We start from the raw sequence: 16,734 nt of genomic DNA, 5'->3' as shown, positions 1-16,734 counted from the left end.
TGCCGATGACCGGCCCCGCGCCGACCGTGAAGCCGGCTATGCCGCCAGTGGTCAGTGACATCACCGTCGCTGTACCACCATCGGTGCCGGACGCTGATGCGCGGATGGTCCTCACCCGGCTGCTGCCGGCAGTCATGGCGGCGGGGATGCTTGCGGTAACTGTCGTCGCCTACCGCTCGGGTACCCCGGCAGCACGTAGCCCGCTGTTTGCACTGTTCCCGCTGACCATGCTTGCCTCGGCCTTGGCTGCGGTATTCGCCGGACGAAACCGCGGCCCCGGCAACGGCATCGACGATGACCGCGACAGCTACCTGGCGTACCTGGCCGCATTGCGGAACTCCCTCGCTGACAGCGCAATGGCCCAGCGCGCATGCGCGCTATGGACACATCCAGATCCCGATGTGCTCTGGGTGTTGGCCGACGGTTCCCGAAGGTGGGAACGCCGGGTCGGCGACCTCGACTTCGGCTCGGGCCGGGTCGGAATCGGGCCGGCCTTGCCGGCCAGCCGACTGGTGGCCCCCGCGCTCGATTCGATGCGCCGGGTCGACCCGGTCACCGAGATCGCGCTGCGCCGATTCCTGGACTCCCATGCTGCGGTGCCGGATGTGCCCATCGCGCTGCCGGTGCTGGGGCCGGCGCCGCTCTTGCTGGACGGGGACACTGAGCGGGCGCGTGGACTGTTGCGCGCACTGATCTGTCAGCTCGCCGTGTCGCACGGCCCCGATGTGTTGCTGATCGCGGCCGTGGAGAGTCTGCATCCCGGCGACTGGGACTGGTTGAAATGGCTCCCGCACCATCAGCATCCAACGAGCGCCGACGCAGGCGGACCGCTACCGCTGAGCTATTCCGGCCTGGCCGCCGCAGAAGCGGGCCTTGCGGGCCAGCGGGCAGTGGTGATCTGCGACGATGCCGCCGGCCTGCGGGTGGTGGAGTTAGGCGCCCGAGGCGAGGATCGCCGCCTGCAGGTGAGCGCTAGGGCGCTGCATGACGGCGATCGCGAGCTTGGCTGCCCGGACTATCTGCCCCTAGCCGACGCGGTGGTGTGCGCGCGGCGTCTGGCCGCCCACCGGCAGGTCGGCGTGCACGGGGCGGCACGTGGCTGGTCGGACCTGGTGGAGATCGGCGACATCGGCGACTTCGATCCGCCGACCTGCTGGGCGGCCGCGTCCGGACAGCGGTTGTGCGTACCGATCGGCACGGACGCGCGAGGAGACCCGGTGCGGCTGAACATCAACGAGGCCGCGCAGCGGGGTAGCGGGCCGCACGGGCTGTGCGTCGGCGCCACCGGCTCGGGCAAATCGGAATTCCTGCGGACCCTGGTGCTGGGCATGACGGCCCGGCATTCCCCGGAGGACCTGAACCTGGTGTTGATCGACTTCAAAGGCGGAGCAACCTTTCTCGGTTTCGAGCAGGCCAGCCATGTCTGTGCGGTCATCACCAACCTCGACCAGGAGGCCCCGCTGGTGCAACGGATGCGCGACGCGCTGGCCGGCGAGATGCACCGCCGTCAGCAGCAACTCCGCGACGCGGGGGCGCCCAGCATTGCCGCATACCGCCAGGCACGCGCGGCCCAGCCACAGCTGCAGTCGTTACCGGCACTACTGGTGATCGTCGACGAATTCTCCGAACTGCTCCAGCAGCAGCCCGATCTGCTCGACACCTTCGTCGCCATCGGCCGGCTGGGCCGCTCGCTGGGAATACATCTGCTACTGGCCAGCCAGCGTCTCGAGGAGGGCCGGCTCCGCGGACTGGAAGCGCATCTATCCTACCGGGTGTGTCTCAAGACGATGTCGGCCGCCGAGTCGCGGATTGTGCTGGGCAGCAACGAGGCCTACGAATTGCCCAACACCCCCGGGGTTGGGTTGTTGCAGACCGCCGACGGCACGGTGCGGCGATTTCAGACGGCCCACGTCTCCCGGGTGTACCGTCTGGCCGGGCCGCGTCCCGTCCCGGTAAGCCCGTTCGCGGCCACGTCACGGGATCCCCTCCGAGAAGATGCCTCTCCGGGCGGGCGCACCGTGCTGCAGGCCGTGCTGCAGCGATTGTCCGGGCACGGCGCCCCGGCGCACCAGATATGGCTGCCACCCCTGGGGGATTCCCCAACGGTGGGATCGCTCATCGATGACGCCCAGGCGGATCTGACAGTTCAGATCGGAGTAGTCGATCGGCCCTTCGAGCAGCGCCGGACCGCATTGGCGCTCCGGTTGGACGGTGCCGCTGGACATGTCGCCGTCGTGGGCGCCCCGCAATCGGGCAAGTCGAGCGCGCTACACGCCCTGCTGGCCGCGCTGTGCGCAACCCACGACGCGACCCGGGTCGCGTTCTACTGCTTGGACTTCGGTGGCGGGGAGTTGTCCGCCACCCGCACCCTGCCGCAGGTCGGGGCCGTCGCCGGCGTCGGGCAACTGGACCTGGTCCGGCGGGTGATCGCCGAGATGGAGGGCATCGTGGCACGGCGTGAAGCACAGCGTGCCAGCCGCGTCGCGGACGACGCGGGCCCGACACCGGATGTCTTCCTGGTGATTGATGGATGGGCCGCTCTCTGCCGGGAGTTCGACGTGGAGGCCAGGATTGTCGCGCTAGCCGCACGTGGCCTGTCCTTTCGTATGCACGTGATGGTCGCTGCGTCGCGGTGGGCCGAGATACGGCCCGCCTTGCGGGACCTGATCGGCACCCGCATCGAGCTGAGGCTGGGCGATCCCTCCGAATCCGAACTCGACCGTCGTCAGGCGCAGCGAGTGCCGCAGGGACGGCCCGGCCGGGGCCTGACCCACGACGGTATGCACATGCTGTTGGCTCGTCCAGACGGCTGGGAGCCCATGCGTCACCCGGAGGGCGCCGTGGCGCCGCCGGTCCGGTTGCTGCCCAACGTCATCGACCGGACCGATCTGGTCCCTGCCCCCACGGGTCTGCCGATTCTGGGCGTTGATGAGCGCGACCTCAAGCCTGTCGCAATCGATTTCGGTCGCCAACCGCACCTGCTCGTCCTGGGCGACAGCGAGTGCGGCAAGACCTCCGTGTTGCGAACGCTGTGCCGGGAGCTGGTGCGGGCACATCCTTCCGGTCAGGATCAGCTGGTGGTGGTCGACTACCGGCGCGGCCTGTTGGGCGTCGTACCGCGGGAACATTCGGCCGGCCACGCGGTGTCTCGGCCCGCGCTGGCCGGGCTGCTGCCCGGGCTGATCGACCAGCTGGCCCAGCGGATGCCCGGTGCCGACCTCGACCCTCAGCAGTTGCGTGCCCATGCACGGTGGTCCGGGCCTCGACTTTATGTGGTGGTCGATGACCATCACCTGGTGGCCGCCGGCACCGGAAATCCGCTGACATCACTGCTGGAATACCTGCCGCACGCCGGAGACCTCGGGCTGCACCTGATCGTCGCCTGCCGCGGCGGTGGAGCGACCCGGTCGATGTACGACCCGATGCTGACCGCACTGGGCGATCTGGGCGCGATGACGCTGATGATGGGCGGCATGGCCGACAGCACCATGGACAATCCGTGGGGTGCGGTTCGACCGGTAGTCCTGCCGCCCGGTCGGGGGACTCTGATCACCCGTGCCGACGGCGAGCGACTCATCCAGGTGGCGTGGGAACCATGAACCTCAGGCATCGGGCGGTGATCGAGGCCGGTCCCGCGACCATCTACCGAACCTGCTGTGTCAGCGCCGAATCAGCCCGTGCCGCAGCGGCGCTGGAGTGGATCGATGACCCGGTCGGATTGCTCGACGAGCAACCGGTCTCGGTGCCGCTGCTGCTCCGCGACGTACTGGCCTGCCCGTTGCCCGTTGAGTCGGTAGAACTCATCCACCCGTCATGGTGGCCGGCGCGAAGGGTGCAGCTGCTTGCCGCGGCGGCGGGCGGGCCCGATCGCGAGGTGCTCACCCGATCGCGAGCAGCGGTGCTGGCCGCCGCGTCACCCGCCGCAGTAGTGGTGGAGATCGCCACCGGCCTGGTGGCCGTCACCACCTCTGCCAGTGCTGACGTCGTCGCCGAGCCGCGCATCGGTGCCCCCGACGAGGTCGCCGATGCGGTGGCGGGGCGGATACGTGCGGCGTTGCGGTGCCAACCCGGTGCGGTCGTGATCGACGCACCGGCCGGCATCGGCGGGGCCGGGGTTCTTTCTGCGCTGATCGAGGAGAGGCTGCGGCCCGCGGTGCCGACGACCACCGTCGATCAGTTGCCGAAGACCCGCCGCACGGTTGATGCGCCCGTGGCTGAACCCGCCGACCCCGATCATCGCCGGCCATTGGCGCCGGCCGGGGTGGTCGGCGGTGTGCTGGTATTGGCGCTGGCCCTCCTGACGCGTCACAGCGCACGGCCGGATGCTGGGGCGGCGGTGACCTACCTGGTGGAAAATCATGTGGCGGTTCAGGTTCCGGCAGAGTGGACGACACGGCGGGTGACTGGCGGGCCGGGGTCTGCCCGTGTCGAGGTGGTCTCGCCCAACGATCCGCGGCTTATGCTGCTTGTCACTCAAGCGCCGGCCGCCGCCGACACCTTGACCGCCATCGCGGAGCCGTTGCAGCGAGCCCTGGAACGCGCCGACGACGAGATGCCCGGAGTGTTCGTCGATTTCGATCCGGCCGGCATCAGCGCGGGGCGGCCCGCGGTGACCTACCGGGAGGTTCGCGACGGCCGTCGCGTCGACTGGACGGTTGTGGTCGATCGTGGCCTACGCATCGCCGTGGGGTGCCAGAGCGAACCCGGAGGTGAGGCAGCCTTGCGGGCGGCTTGTGAGGCGGCGGTGCGGTCGGCTCACGCCATCCGCTGAGGGCGGGTGTCGTCGACCGTCATAGTGGCGGTGGCGGCGCCTTTCGCCACTGGCTGGGTGAAACACCGTGCGCTTGGCGGAACTGCCTGGTGAAATAGGCCGCGTCCGGCAATCCCACGCGCTGCCCGATTTCGGTGATCGACAGCCGCGTATCGGTCAGCAATCTGCGGGCTTCGCCCATCCGGCGTTGGGTGATCCACTCCAGAACGGTGCGGCCGGTGCGGCGGCGCACGACGGTGGTCAGGTGGCCCGCCGAGACCGAGACCTCCCGCGCGACCTCGCGCAGCGACAGCGGTTCGGTGAAGCGCCGGTCGATGGTGGCGAACACGTGCGCCAGCAAGGGCTCGTCGTCGTGGCGCAGGCCGCCAATGGTGTCGGCGGCAAGCCGGCTGAGCTTGACCAGCAGTAGGGTCAGCAACGCCGATACCGCCTCGCGGTCGCCGTCTTGTCGTTGCGCGAGTTCGTATCTCATCGAGTCGAGGATCCGGAAGAAGGCCTGACGGTCAGCCGCGGGCAGCTCCACCCGCAGCAGTCCGTCCTCGTGCTCGTGCAGAAACAGGCACAGCAGGGGATGAGATCGCCAGGACAGCCATGGCGATGCACCGTCGGCGCCGATCGCCTTCGGGTCGAAGAACACCGTAAGGCCGTCGTCGGTGCGTTCCACGCCCCCGGGGCCGACAGTGGCTCCCAGCGCGACCACGTAAACCATCCCGGTCGCCCGGTCACACCACATGGCCGGGAAGTTATGGATCTGACCGTGCTGGGACAGCCGTTCCTGCCCCACCCTGGCCACCACCACCGGCGACAGGTGTGGGTCCATCGGATAGTCGTAGACCTTCACCCCTGCGCGCTGGCGCACCAAACGGGCCGTAGGAAGCATGGCGCCGACGATAGTCCAAACCTGCGAAAAAACGTCCTTACTTCACAGATAAATGACGGTTAGCTTTGATCCGTGCCGAACGAGATGCCCTGCAATGTCTGTGGATTCGTGATCAGCCCCAGCGCAGGCGATGACGTATGCCTGTACCTGCCTGAGAAAAATCTATGGCAAGCCTCGCCTGTCTCGCGGCACTCCAGCTAACGGAACACCCACCCTTTGCAGTCGCCACAACCATGAGGAGACCTCTCTTGCGCGCAACAATCCGCCCCTACGCGACAGTCGGCGTCGCCATTGCTGGCGCCGGCCTGATCGCGGCGACCCCGGCGGCCACGCCGCAGCCGGCAATCCACTCCGCGCCCGACTTCGCGCTGACCGCGACCAGTGCGTGGGACGAGGTGTTCGACACCACGTCGCAGAACCTCACCCAGATGCTCAACAACTACTACCTGGCCCCGGGCATTGCCTTCCAGCAGCTCGTCGCCAACCAGAGCGACTACGCTCAGCAGCTCCTCGACGACCCGACCAATATCACCGCCGTCACCGAGCAGATCCGGCACAACCTCGACGGATTCCTCACCGGCTACACGTTGTCCGGGGCCAGTCAAGAGACCCTCGAAATGGTCATGAGCCACACGCTGGCGGCCGGTGACGCGAACACCTTCACCTTCGGCTGGTACGACCTGTTCGCCGGACCGTTGGCGGCGATCGCCGGCGGCATGTTCCCGGCCGAGATGATCCCGATCATCCACCTGCTGTCCTCGCCCCTGAGCGGGCTGATCATGGGTTCGCTGGGCCCCTGGATCGCCCCCGGTGTGGCGCTGCTCAACAGCATCGGCGACGGCGACAGCCTGGGCGACACCCTGGCAAACGTTTTTGGCGCCTCCCTCAACGGCGCCACCTTCAACTTGGACGGCCTGCTGCCGATGATCAACGAGGTCGCCGGTGACTTCCTGCCGGCCGGCGCGTCCATCGGCCACCTCGACATCGCGTTCGGTGGGTGGCTCAGTGCCGGCCACGTCGCCATCGACCCCTATCAGGTGTTGGGTGCCGGTGGCGAGGTGGTGGCCGAGACGCCCGCGGTGGGTGGCTCGATCTTGAACAGTGTCGGGTTGACACTCAACGGTATTCCGTTGCTCGGCGCGCTCGATATCCAAAGCAACGCGATCGGCCCGATCGCCGCGATGCAGGCCTGGGGCCAGACCGTCGGTGCCCTGTTGGGCTCGGGCTGGGACGGCAAGGGCGCGGTGCCGGTGACCCCGCCGCTGGCCGGCACCGACCTGCCACTGGTCCCCGACCTCGATGACGGCGCTGCCGGTACTGCGGCAGCCGGTGACTGGTTCGCCGACCTGCTGGGCCTGTGACCACTGACGGACATCGATCCCCACGAATTCGTTTTCCCCAACCGACTTTTCGCACGAGAGGTATTCGCACATGAGTTACCGCACCCGGATGATCGGCACCGGCAGCGCCGTCGCGGCGTTTCTGGCAATCGGCATGACGCCCCTAGCGCCGACACCGCAGGCTCAGGCCGACTTCGACGATCTGTTCAGTCTCGACTGGCTGACCCCGACTGCCGCCCTCGACACCACTGGCTCGGCCGAAGGCGTCACCTTCGGTGACATGTCTGCCGAGTTCGGCGACTTCAGCATGGCCACGCTGTTCGACCAGCTGTTCTACACCCCGATGCACATGCTGACCGAGTTCTGGATCACCAACCCGCTCGGTGAGCTGGTGAACGGTGCCATCAACGGCCTCTCCGGGCAGTTCCTGATCGGCAACGGTGCCGACGGCACCGAGCTCAACCCTGATGGCACCGCCGGTGGCCTGTGGTTCGGTGACGGCGGCGCCGGCTGGAACAGCGATCTGGACGGGGTGGCCGGCGGCAACGGCGGTAACGCCATCGGCTTCGGCAATGGTGGTGACGGTGGTGACGGCGGTGCCGGTGCTGCCGGCGGCAACGGCGGTATCGGCGGCGTCTGGATGGGCCACGGCGGTGACGGCGGGGCCGGCGGGGACACGGCCATGGTCTATGCCGTCAGTGGCGGCGGTGCTGTGGGCGGCGACGGTGGCGACGGCGGTGCGGCGATGGCCTGGCTGTTCGGCAACGGTGGTGCCGGCGGCGCCGGCGGAAAGGGCGCCGACGGTGCGGCCGGCAGGTTCGACGGCCCGAACGCAGGTGCCGGTGGGACCGCCGGCTTCGGTGGTAACGGCGGCAATGGCGGGGTCTCTGGCTACATGTTCGGCAACGGCGGCGCCGGTGGAGAAGGAGGCGCGGCCGGAAACGGCGGGGCCGGCGCGGCCGGCACGGCCGAGCACGTCGACGGCGCCAGCGGTGGTAGCGCCGGCGGCGCCCACGGTGGCCACGGTGGCGCCGGTGGTGCCCGCGGCTCCAACTTCTACGGCTCCGCGCTCTATGGGGCGTCCGGGCAGCGCGGCGACGGCGGTCAAGGCGGCATCGGCGGCGCCGGCGGTGACGCCTTCAAGGACGCCGGCGGCAACTACCTCGGCAACGGTGGCGCCGGCGGGGCCGGCGGCGAGGGCGGCACCGGGTACACCGGTGGTGACGGTGGTGACAGTGGCGACGGCGGCTCCGGTATCAATGGCGGCGACGCCGGCGGGTGGGGCGGCAGCGGTGGCTACGGGCTGGGCACTGGCACCAGCACCGAGAATGCCGACGGCATCGGCGGGCGTGGCGGCAACGGGGGCGTCGGTGGGAACGCCACCGGAGCGGTCGGGGTCACCGGCACCGCCGGTAACGGCGGGTCCGCCGGTCAGGGCGGCGTGGCTGGAACCGGCGTCGGTGGCGATGCCGGGAAGGCCGGCGCAGGCGGAAACGGCGCCACCACCGACAACACCATCAAGACCATCGGCGGCCGCGGCGGGTACGGCGGCACCGGTGGCGGCGGCACCGTCAACGGCGCCACCAGCGACGGCGGGGCCGGCGGCACCGGCACCTACAAGGGTGGTGACGGAGGCGGCGGCGGCAACGGTGCCTACGGAGTCAACGGCGGGAACGGCGGCAATGGCGTCGATGGCGGCATAGCCACCGGCTGGAAGGACACCGACGGCACCATCTGGAGCATCGGCGGCAACGGCGGCAACGGTGGGATCGGCGGCGACACCACCACCAACATGCTCACCGGAGGTACCGGTGGCGGCGGCAATGGCGGCAATGGGGGCAACGGCGGTGCAGGCGCGACCGGACCGGGTGTGGTCAGCGTCGGCGGTAACGGCGGCTTGGGCGCCTATGGCGGTAGCGGCAACGGCCAGGCCGGGGGCGCCGGTGGCGACGGCGGTCACGGCGGTCACGGCACCGCTTCCGGCGGCAATGGCGGTCTCGGCGCCAACGGCGGCACCGACTACGCCACCGGTGTCGGTGGAGCCGGCGGTAGCGGCGGCAACGGTGGTAACAGCGGCGGCGTCGAAACCCCGGCCAACACTCTGGGCCTCGGACCCAGTCACGCCGGCAACGGCGGCGGCGGTGGCCTCGGCGGCGGTGGCGGGCAGAGCGGCGGTGGCGTCGGTGGGCTCGGCGGCAACGGCGGCAACGGTGGCAATGGTGCCGGCAACGTCAACGGCGGCAACGGTGGAAACGCCGGCGCCGGCGGCACCGGCGGTGCCGGCACGGTCGGTTCGACCAGCAACTCCCTGTTCGGCACCCCCGGAAAAACTGCTGGTGGCGACGGAGGCAACGGCAGCCAGGGAGCGGTCGGCGGCAAAGGCGGCAACGGCGGGAGCTCACAGAACGGCACGGGCGGCAATGCGGGCGACGGTGGCCGCGGCGGTGACGGCGGCCGCGGCGGCGAGGGCGGTGCCGGCGGTGTGAACGCCAGTGGCGCCGGCCTGGCCGGCGGTGACGGCGGCAATGGCGGCAACGGTGCGGCCGGTGGCGCAGCGGGAGCGGCCGGCCAGGGCGGGGCCGGTAGCGGTGCCGCTGGTGTCGCGGGCGCCGGAGGTGGAGCGGGTTCGGCCGGTGCCGGTGGCGCCGGTGGCGCCGGAGATCCCGTCGGACCTAACGGGGCCGACGGCAATCCGGGTAACCCCGCCTAGCCGGTATTCCCTCGACACGGTCGTCGGGTCCCGCAGGGGGCCCGGCGACCGTGTCTGTTTTCGGCGCCGCAGGGAACCGAATCGGGTCTGACGCCGTCGAACCCCATATCAGCCACAGACCGATATGGGGGAGATGTGAGTACACCCGCGGGTACCACCACACTGCACGCCGACTTCGACGTTATGCACACCGTTGCAGCGGCCATCGATACCGGCAACGCCGAGATACGGGGCATGCTGCAGGGCTTCGTGGGGCGAATTCGGGCGGTACCGCCCTCGGTGTGGTCGGGCCTGGCGGCCGTCCGGTTTCACGACATCCTGGATCGCTGGAACACCGAGGCGCTCAACCTGCACCACGCGCTGGCGGGCATCGCCGAGACCATCCGCGGCAATGAACGGGTGCTGCGGGACGTGGCCGAGGCCCACTCGCAGCGCATCGCCGCCGCCGGCGGCGGGGTCTGAGCGGACCAGGACATGGACGCCGCACTGTCCTACAACTTCGAGGAGATCGACTGCGCCATCCGCCAGGAGATCCATGCCACTGCCGCGCGGCTCAACACCGCGCTGGCAGACCTGCGGTCCCAGATCGCACCGCTGCACCAGATGTGGACCCGCGAGGCAGCCGATGCCTACCACGCCGAACAGCTCCGATGGCACCAGGCTGTCAGCGTGCTGAATCAGATTCTGGTGGAACTGGGCAACGCGGTGCGCGACGGAGCGGCGGACGTGGCCGACGCCGACCGGCGTGCCGCGGGAGCTTGGGGGAGGTAGGAGAGGCCGCCCCCGGACACGGTGTGGCCCCGACGGAAGGAGAGCCGACGGGGCCACACCTGGGCGGCCGCGTTTTGACCTGCCCGGATCTACGCCGGTAGGCTGCTCCGTTGGCGTGCGGTGCCTTCGGGCACAGCGGGGCCTCGGGTCACTGTCGGTCGCCGAGAACCACCCCGCCGTACACGCCAGACCGACACCCGGCTCGCACCGGGATCCGCAAGAACCGGGAACACCCGGCTCGAGTAAAAGAAGAGGTAAGCGCTGTGCCCACCTATGCGCCGAAGGCGGGTGACACCACGCGTTCGTGGTATGTCATCGACGCCACCGACGTGGTGCTTGGCCGGCTCGCCGTTGCGGCAGCAACCCTGCTGCGCGGCAAGCACAAGCCGACATTCGCACCCAACGTTGACGGCGGTGACTTCGTCATCATCATCAACGCCGACAAGGTCGCCATCAGTGGCGACAAACTGCAGAAGAAGATGGCTTACCGCCACTCGGGCTACCCGGGCGGACTGCGCAAGCGCAGCATCGGTGAGCTGATGGAGACGCGTCCCGACCGTGTCGTGGAAAAGGCGATCCTCGGGATGATCCCGCACACCAAGCTGGGTCGTCAGATCCAGCGCAAGCTGCACGTCTACGCCGGGCCGGTGCACCCGCACACCGCCCAGCAGCCGATCCCGTTCGAAATCAAGCAGGTGGCCCAATGACCGAGACCGCATTCGAAGGTGCCGAGGCCCCCGAGGTTGACGAAACCGTCGAGGTCGTTGAGACCGTAGAGGTGCACGAGGAGGCCGCTCCGGCCTACGAGCCGCACGACCTTGGTCGTCCCATCCAGACCGTGGGCCGCCGCAAGGAGGCCGTGGTACGGGTGCGTCTGGTGCCCGGCACCGGCAAGTTCGACCTGGACGGCCGCACGTTGGAGGCCTACTTCCCGAACAAGGTGCACCAGCAGCTGATCAAGGCTCCGCTGGTCACCGTGGACCGGGTGGACGCGTTTGACGTCTACGCCCACCTCGACGGCGGTGGCCCTTCCGGCCAGGCCGGTGCGTTGCGATTGGCTCTGGCCCGCGCGCTGATCATCGTCCAGCCCGAAGACCGCCCGGCGCTGAAGAAGGCCGGCTTCCTGACTCGTGACCCGCGGGCCACCGAGCGCAAGAAGTACGGTCTCAAGAAGGCCCGTAAGGCTCCGCAGTACAGCAAGCGCTGATCTGCGATTGCACTCTGGCAGCGAGTTGGGGGCGCCTTCCGTACGCGGAAGGTGCCCCCGGCTTGCGTTTGAGGGTGTGCGTTCCCGGTCCGGCACCGGCGTGTCGGGTCGTCTGCGTGCACGCTCGCGGCGATAAAGGATAGTTATGGGTCGACTTTTCGGCACCGACGGCGTGCGCGGGGTCGCCAACCGCGAGTTGACCGCCGAGCTGGCGGTTGCGCTGGGCGGCGCGGCGGCGCAGCGGCTGTCCTCCGGGACCGGGCGGCGGGTGGCCGTTGTGGGCCGTGACCCGCGGGCCAGCGGTGAGATGCTGGAGGCCGCGGTGATCGCCGGCCTGACCAGCCAGGGCGTCGATGCGCTGCGCACCGGCGTGCTGCCGACACCGGCGGTGGCATATCTGACCGCTGCTTATGAAGCCGACTTCGGCGTGATGATCTCCGCCTCGCACAATCCGATGCCCGACAACGGCATCAAATTCTTCGGCCCGGGTGGCCACAAGCTCGACGACGCCACCGAAGACCAGATCGAAGACCTGGTGGCCGCCGGCCCCGGTCTGCGACCGATCGGGGCGGACCTGGGCCGGGTAGTGGATGCCGCGGACGCGCTGGACCGCTACCTGAAACACCTCAGCGATACCCACCCCACCCGGTTGGACGGCGTGACTGTGGTGGTGGACTGCGCCCACGGCGCGGCGTCTGAGGCGGCGCCGCGGGCCTACCAGGCCGCCGGTGCCACCGTGATTGCGATCAATGCCGACCCCGATGGGCTCAACATCAACGACGGCTGTGGCTCGACGCACCTGGAACCGCTGCGCGACGCGGTGCGCAGCCATGGCGCTGACCTGGGCTTGGCGCATGACGGAGACGCTGACCGGTGCCTGGCCGTCGATGCCGAGGGCAACGTGATCGACGGCGACGCCATCATGGTCGTGTTGGCGCTGGCCATGCGCGATTCCGGTGAACTTGCCGCCGACACCCTGGTGGCCACCGTCATGAGCAACCTCGGGTTGCACCTGGCGATGCGTGAGGCCGGGGTCGCGGTGCACACCACCGACGTCGGCGACCGCTACGTACTCGAGCAACTGCGGGCCGGCGGATTCACCCTCGGCGGTGAGCAATCCGGTCACATCGTGCTGCCCCAGGTGGCGACCACCGGCGACGGCATCATCACCGGGCTGCGCCTGATGGCGCGGATGGCGCAGACTGGCGCGGGCCTGGCGGCTCTCGCCGCAGCGATGCGCACGTTGCCGCAAGTGCTGATCAATGTCGAGGTCACCGACAAAGCCGAAGCGGTGGGCCACTCGGCGGTCCGTGATGCGGTGCGGCGAGCCACCGACGAGCTTGGGGACACCGGTCGAATTCTGTTGCGCCCGTCGGGAACCGAGCAGCTCGTCCGGGTCATGGTTGAGGCCTCCGACGAGCCCACGGCGCGCCGGATCGCGGGCGACGTCGCCGACGCGGTACGCGCTCGGCACTGAACCGCGGGCGCGTCGAGGGGAACTTCTCCGGCCGGAGTGGCGTCTTACCCGTATGGGAAGACAACAGCTCCACGTGGACGAATCCGCATTACGCGCGGTAGCGGACAGCTACGACTCGACCGCAGCCGACATCGCGGTCGCATGCCGGATCCATTTGGGCGGATTGAGATTCGACGGCACAGTCGCTGGGCGCGATTATGCCCGGGCGGGGGAGTCCCTGCACCGTGCAATACAGGCCTGGGGGCCGGAGCTGCTGCGCTGGTCGCGGGCCGGCGTCGAGATCGCCACGGCTTTGCGCATCGGTATGGAGCGCTACGGGCAGGCAGTGGCCGCCGCAACCGAGCGACTGGGCTGACGTGGCCCGGCACCTCGACGTGTCCACGCGACTGGCCGAGGGTCGTGACGCGGTCGCTGGCGCCCAGGCCTATGTGTCGGCCTGCCATCGGCTGGGATACCGGCAACCGGGACTGACCGACTATGACGGCCAGCTCGCCGAGCGCTACGACAGTGAGGCCGGGCTCGACCTGGGACTGCTCGACGCCGACTGCGTCGCGCTGGCCGCATTGGCCGATGCCGCCGATGAGGTGCTGCGCACCCAGCGTGGACAGCTTGCTGAGCTCACCGCTGCCTGGCGGGGTCCAGGTGCCGAAGCGGCGGCGGAGTTCCTGCGCCGTCATTGCGCTGCCGCCGAGCGGTTGACACTGCGGTTGCGCGCCGCGGCTACCGGCTGCGGGGTGCTGCGCGATGACCTGTGGCAGCGGGTGGACGCGAAGGTCGCCGCGGTGGTGAGCCTCGATGATCACGTGGGTGCGCAACGGCCGGCATGGCTGGCGGCAGCGCGCGCGGTGGACTCCGGTGCCGACGACGCGGATGCCGTAACCGTCATCGAGCACCAAGTTATGCCCTACGTGGACAACGATATTCGCGGTACGTGGCTTGCGTCGATGCGGTCGGCGAGCGACGGAATCACTGCGGCCTATGACGCCGCGATTGCCGCGATCGGAACAGGTGCAGGCGTGGAGTTCGCGGTACCGGCTGACCTCGCCCCGGTGGTTCAGCCGGATGTGACGGGTCTCGCTGCCCCGCTTACGGTTACGCCCATCCCCGGCCCTGTTGGCATTCCGCAGGCGCCCGCGCCGGAGGCGGCGCCCACCGCGCCACCGCAGGTGGTGGGGGGCACTGCGCCCGCCGGACTGCTCGACGGTGAGTCCGGCCCTGGTCTTCCGGGTGGGTTCGGTCTGCCCGACGGCCTGGGCCTGCCGTCGGCGGCAATGCCGTCCGGCGGTGGGCTCGGCGGGCTGGCCGGCCTGGCTGGACTGGTTCCCCGACTGGTCGATGCGCTCGGCGATCCCGATGGCGGGCAGCAGTTCGCCGAGCCGATCGAGGAGGACAGCCGCGGCGGCGCGGACCTCGAGGAGCCCGACGAACGCGACGAGCCCGACGAACGCGACGAATCCGCGCCGGAGTCCGAACCGGACGACGGGCTTGCTGAGCAGGAGCCCGGCGTCGAGGTACCCGCGGCAGAGGGCCCGGTCAGCGATGCCATACCGGAGTCGGCGGAACCGGGAGTCGACATCGGACACAGTGAGGGCGAAGCGCCTGCGGAGTCGGCGCAGGCCAATCCGCGCAAGAGTCCGTGCGAGATCGCCGCCGAGGAATTGCCTCAGGCGGGGCCGTGACGCGGTCGGCGCTCAGGCCTGCCGGGCGCCCCAGGACTGCAGCTGCGAGACGATCTTGGCGGCGGCCTCCAGCTCCTCCTGCGTCAACTCGTGAGTCGGCGTGCGCCAATGGCTGATGGTTGCGAGCCGCCCCTCAAGGAAGTGCTGTTTGGTCTGGCCGCGTTGGATCTTGCCGCTGGAGGTGGTGGGCAGCGACACGTGGTACACCAGCACGATGGCGTCGGGGGCGATCCCGTGATGGGTTGCGACCGCCAGCCGGATCGCCTCGATGACTGCGTTCAGATCGGTCTCGGCCGACCGCGCGCTGTCGACTTCGTGGACCACGACCAGCTCCTCGACGCCACCGGGCGGCGCGTCGGTCGCGAAGACCGCCCCGCGGCCGGAGACCAGTACCGGGTCGCATTCCTGCACGGTGAATTCGATGTCGTTCGGGTAGTAACGGTGCCCGTCCACCTCTACCAGGTCCTTGCAGCGCCCGGTGGTGAAAACTTCACCGGCGCAGAGGAATCCGAGGTCACCGGTGCGGAGAAATGGTCCGCGATTCGGGTCTCCGGGCTCGGCGAGTACCGCCCCGAAGGCCTGCGCCGTCTCTTCGGGCCGTTGCCAATAGCCCTGGGCGACATTGGGTCCCGCGACCCAGATCTCGCCGATCTGGTCGGATTCGCAGGGCTTGCGGGTTACCGGGTCCACGATCGCCAGGTCGGCCTGGCGGGGCTGGCCGCAACCCACGAATGTCGCGGCGGCGGGGTCGTCCGGCGACACGTCGACGATGCGGTCCTGTTCCAGCGCGACACGGTCGAGGTAGCGAACCCCCGGTGTCCCGGTCGGGCATCCGGCAGAAACCTGCAAAGTGGCCTCGGCCAGCCCGTACACCGGATAGCACGACGACAGCTGAAAACCGGCCGGCGCGAAGGCGTCGGCGAAGGCGGCCAACGAGGTGGCGCGCACCGACTCGGCGCCATTCATCGCCACGGTGAGGCACGAAAGATCCAGTGCGGCACGTTCTTCGGGAGTGCTGGTTTCCACGCATCGGTCGTAGGCGAAGTTCGGTGCTGCGGTGATCACGCCGCGGTGGGCCGATACCAACTCCAGCCAGCGCATCGGGCGTTTGATGAACGCCGTGGGCGACATCAGCGCCGTGCTCGCCCCGATGTAGACCATCGACAAGATTCCGCCGATCAGGCCCAGGTCGTGGTGCGGCGGCAGCCAGAAGACGCCGCGGGCATCTTCGTCACCGTTCCACGCCTGCCGGATCGCGTCGACGTTGTGCAGGATGTTGCGGTGGGTCAACAGCACGCCCTTGGGGGAGCGGGTCGACCCCGATGTGTACTGGATTGCAGCCGGCGAGTCGGTGTCGATGTCGGGAGCGACCCAGGTAGCCGGGTCAGCACCGGCGTCGGTGAAGAACCATTGCTCGGGTTCGCCGGGAATCCCGGCGACCGCGGCGCGGGTGGCCTCGCGGTTCTCGGCCGCGGTGAGCGCGAACCGGGCCTGGGCATCGGGCACGACCACCGCCAGGCGCGGCGCCAGCTTCTGGTGCACCGGCACGGCGACGGCGCCCGCGTAGAGGCAGCCGAAGAACCCGGCGATGAAGTCCAGGCCCGGACGGACCAGCACCAGCACCCGCTCGCCGGCGACGTCGTAACGCTGCAGGTTCGCCGCAATCGCGCGGGCGCGCCGATCCAGTTCCCGAAAGGTCAGCTCACTGCGGCCTTCGTCGTCGCCGTTGTAGGAGAAGCTGAACGCGACTTTGTCTCCCAGCCGCTCGGCCTGCCGCTGGAGCAGCTCTACCAGCGTTTGTGCGGTGGGGTTGGTCACGGTGGGCGTGAAGTCCATAGGCCCATCTTGGCGTGCGACGTGTTCTGGACCACACCCGGCCCACGCTCGCCCCTGCGACGC

General features: G+C 69.5%; 13 protein-coding genes. 11 read left to right on the top strand and 2 right to left on the bottom strand.

Going from position 1 to position 16,734, the window contains the following annotated elements; translation table 11 throughout:
- The first annotated feature begins 5 nt into the window (after positions 1-5).
- Both eccCb and G6N09_RS04805 read left to right on the top strand, forming a co-directional pair.
- Complete coding sequence (gene eccCb / locus G6N09_RS04810; RefSeq protein WP_083026741.1) at positions 6-3,599, top strand: type VII secretion protein EccCb; 3,594 nt, start codon at positions 6-8, stop codon at positions 3,597-3,599.
- Positions 3,596-4,771: a type VII secretion-associated protein gene (locus G6N09_RS04805; RefSeq protein ID WP_083026740.1), complete on the top strand. Its 1,176-nt coding sequence runs from the start codon at positions 3,596-3,598 to the stop codon at positions 4,769-4,771. The genes eccCb and G6N09_RS04805 overlap by 4 nt, the downstream gene beginning before the upstream one ends.
- Positions 4,772-4,790: 19 nt before the next feature.
- Here G6N09_RS04805 and G6N09_RS04800 read toward each other — a convergent pair whose 3' ends face one another.
- Complete coding sequence (locus tag G6N09_RS04800) at positions 4,791-5,651, bottom strand: helix-turn-helix transcriptional regulator (protein ID WP_083026739.1); 861 nt, start codon at positions 5,649-5,651, stop codon at positions 4,791-4,793.
- A gap of 248 nt (positions 5,652-5,899) precedes the next feature.
- On the opposite strand from G6N09_RS04800, the gene gjpA reads away from it, so the two are divergent.
- The 9 genes from gjpA (at position 5,900) to G6N09_RS04755 (ending at position 14,835) form a co-directional block, all read left to right on the top strand.
- Positions 5,900-7,012: an outer membrane porin GjpA gene (gene gjpA / locus G6N09_RS04795; protein ID WP_083026738.1), complete on the top strand. Its 1,113-nt coding sequence runs from the start codon at positions 5,900-5,902 to the stop codon at positions 7,010-7,012.
- Positions 7,013-7,082: 70 nt separating this feature from the next.
- Positions 7,083-9,701 (top strand): PGRS repeat-containing protein, encoded by a 2,619-nt coding sequence (locus G6N09_RS20225; protein ID WP_163752577.1) that lies wholly within the window; start codon positions 7,083-7,085, stop codon positions 9,699-9,701.
- A gap of 135 nt (positions 9,702-9,836) precedes the next feature.
- Positions 9,837-10,163, top strand: coding sequence for a WXG100 family type VII secretion target (locus G6N09_RS04785; protein ID WP_083026737.1), 327 nt, complete (start codon positions 9,837-9,839; stop codon positions 10,161-10,163).
- Between the two features lie 12 nt (positions 10,164-10,175).
- Complete coding sequence (locus tag G6N09_RS04780; protein ID WP_083026736.1) at positions 10,176-10,472, top strand: WXG100 family type VII secretion target; 297 nt, start codon at positions 10,176-10,178, stop codon at positions 10,470-10,472.
- Positions 10,473-10,735: 263 nt separating this feature from the next.
- The gene (rplM, locus tag G6N09_RS04775) at positions 10,736-11,179 is read left to right on the top strand and encodes a 50S ribosomal protein L13 (protein WP_046191136.1); all 444 of its coding nucleotides are present in this window, start codon (positions 10,736-10,738) and stop codon (positions 11,177-11,179) included.
- Positions 11,176-11,679: a 30S ribosomal protein S9 gene (rpsI, locus tag G6N09_RS04770; protein ID WP_083026735.1), complete on the top strand. Its 504-nt coding sequence runs from the start codon at positions 11,176-11,178 to the stop codon at positions 11,677-11,679. Before rplM ends, rpsI begins: the two co-directional genes overlap by 4 nt.
- A 145-nt stretch (positions 11,680-11,824) precedes the next feature.
- Entirely contained in the window at positions 11,825-13,156 is a 1,332-nt protein-coding gene (gene glmM, locus G6N09_RS04765; protein WP_083026734.1) for a phosphoglucosamine mutase, read from the top strand.
- 73 nt (positions 13,157-13,229) lie between these two features.
- Positions 13,230-13,511, top strand: coding sequence for a hypothetical protein (locus G6N09_RS04760; protein WP_234807051.1), 282 nt, complete (start codon positions 13,230-13,232; stop codon positions 13,509-13,511).
- A gap of 1 nt (position 13,512) precedes the next feature.
- The gene (locus G6N09_RS04755; protein ID WP_083026732.1) at positions 13,513-14,835 is read left to right on the top strand and encodes an ICP22 family protein; all 1,323 of its coding nucleotides are present in this window, start codon (positions 13,513-13,515) and stop codon (positions 14,833-14,835) included.
- A 12-nt stretch (positions 14,836-14,847) separates the two neighbouring features.
- Here the strand turns inward: G6N09_RS04755 and G6N09_RS04750 are convergent, their stop codons facing one another.
- Positions 14,848-16,671 carry a fatty acyl-AMP ligase gene (locus G6N09_RS04750; protein WP_083026731.1) on the bottom strand — a complete coding sequence of 608 codons (1,824 nt, stop codon included), beginning with the start codon at positions 16,669-16,671 and terminating at the stop codon, positions 14,848-14,850.
- Positions 16,672-16,734: the final 63 nt, after the last annotated feature.

The sequence above is a fragment of the Mycolicibacter minnesotensis genome (genome assembly GCF_010731755.1).
Classification (GTDB): domain Bacteria; phylum Actinomycetota; class Actinomycetes; order Mycobacteriales; family Mycobacteriaceae; genus Mycobacterium; species Mycobacterium minnesotense.
Note: the sequence above shows the minus strand (reverse complement) of the source record. Positions and strands in the feature narration are given on the sequence as shown.

Coding starts and splice junctions, on each gene's coding strand:
- eccCb (WP_083026741.1), top strand. CDS start 6: ATGACCGGCCCCGCGCCGACCGTGAAGCCGGCTATGCCGCCAGTGGTC.
- G6N09_RS04805 (WP_083026740.1), top strand. CDS start 3,596: ATGAACCTCAGGCATCGGGCGGTGATCGAGGCCGGTCCCGCGACCATC.
- G6N09_RS04800 (WP_083026739.1), bottom strand. CDS start 5,651: ATGCTTCCTACGGCCCGTTTGGTGCGCCAGCGCGCAGGGGTGAAGGTC.
- G6N09_RS20225 (WP_163752577.1), top strand. CDS start 7,083: ATGAGTTACCGCACCCGGATGATCGGCACCGGCAGCGCCGTCGCGGCG.
- G6N09_RS04780 (WP_083026736.1), top strand. CDS start 10,176: ATGGACGCCGCACTGTCCTACAACTTCGAGGAGATCGACTGCGCCATC.
- rpsI (WP_083026735.1), top strand. CDS start 11,176: ATGACCGAGACCGCATTCGAAGGTGCCGAGGCCCCCGAGGTTGACGAA.
- glmM (WP_083026734.1), top strand. CDS start 11,825: ATGGGTCGACTTTTCGGCACCGACGGCGTGCGCGGGGTCGCCAACCGC.
- G6N09_RS04750 (WP_083026731.1), bottom strand. CDS start 16,671: ATGGACTTCACGCCCACCGTGACCAACCCCACCGCACAAACGCTGGTA.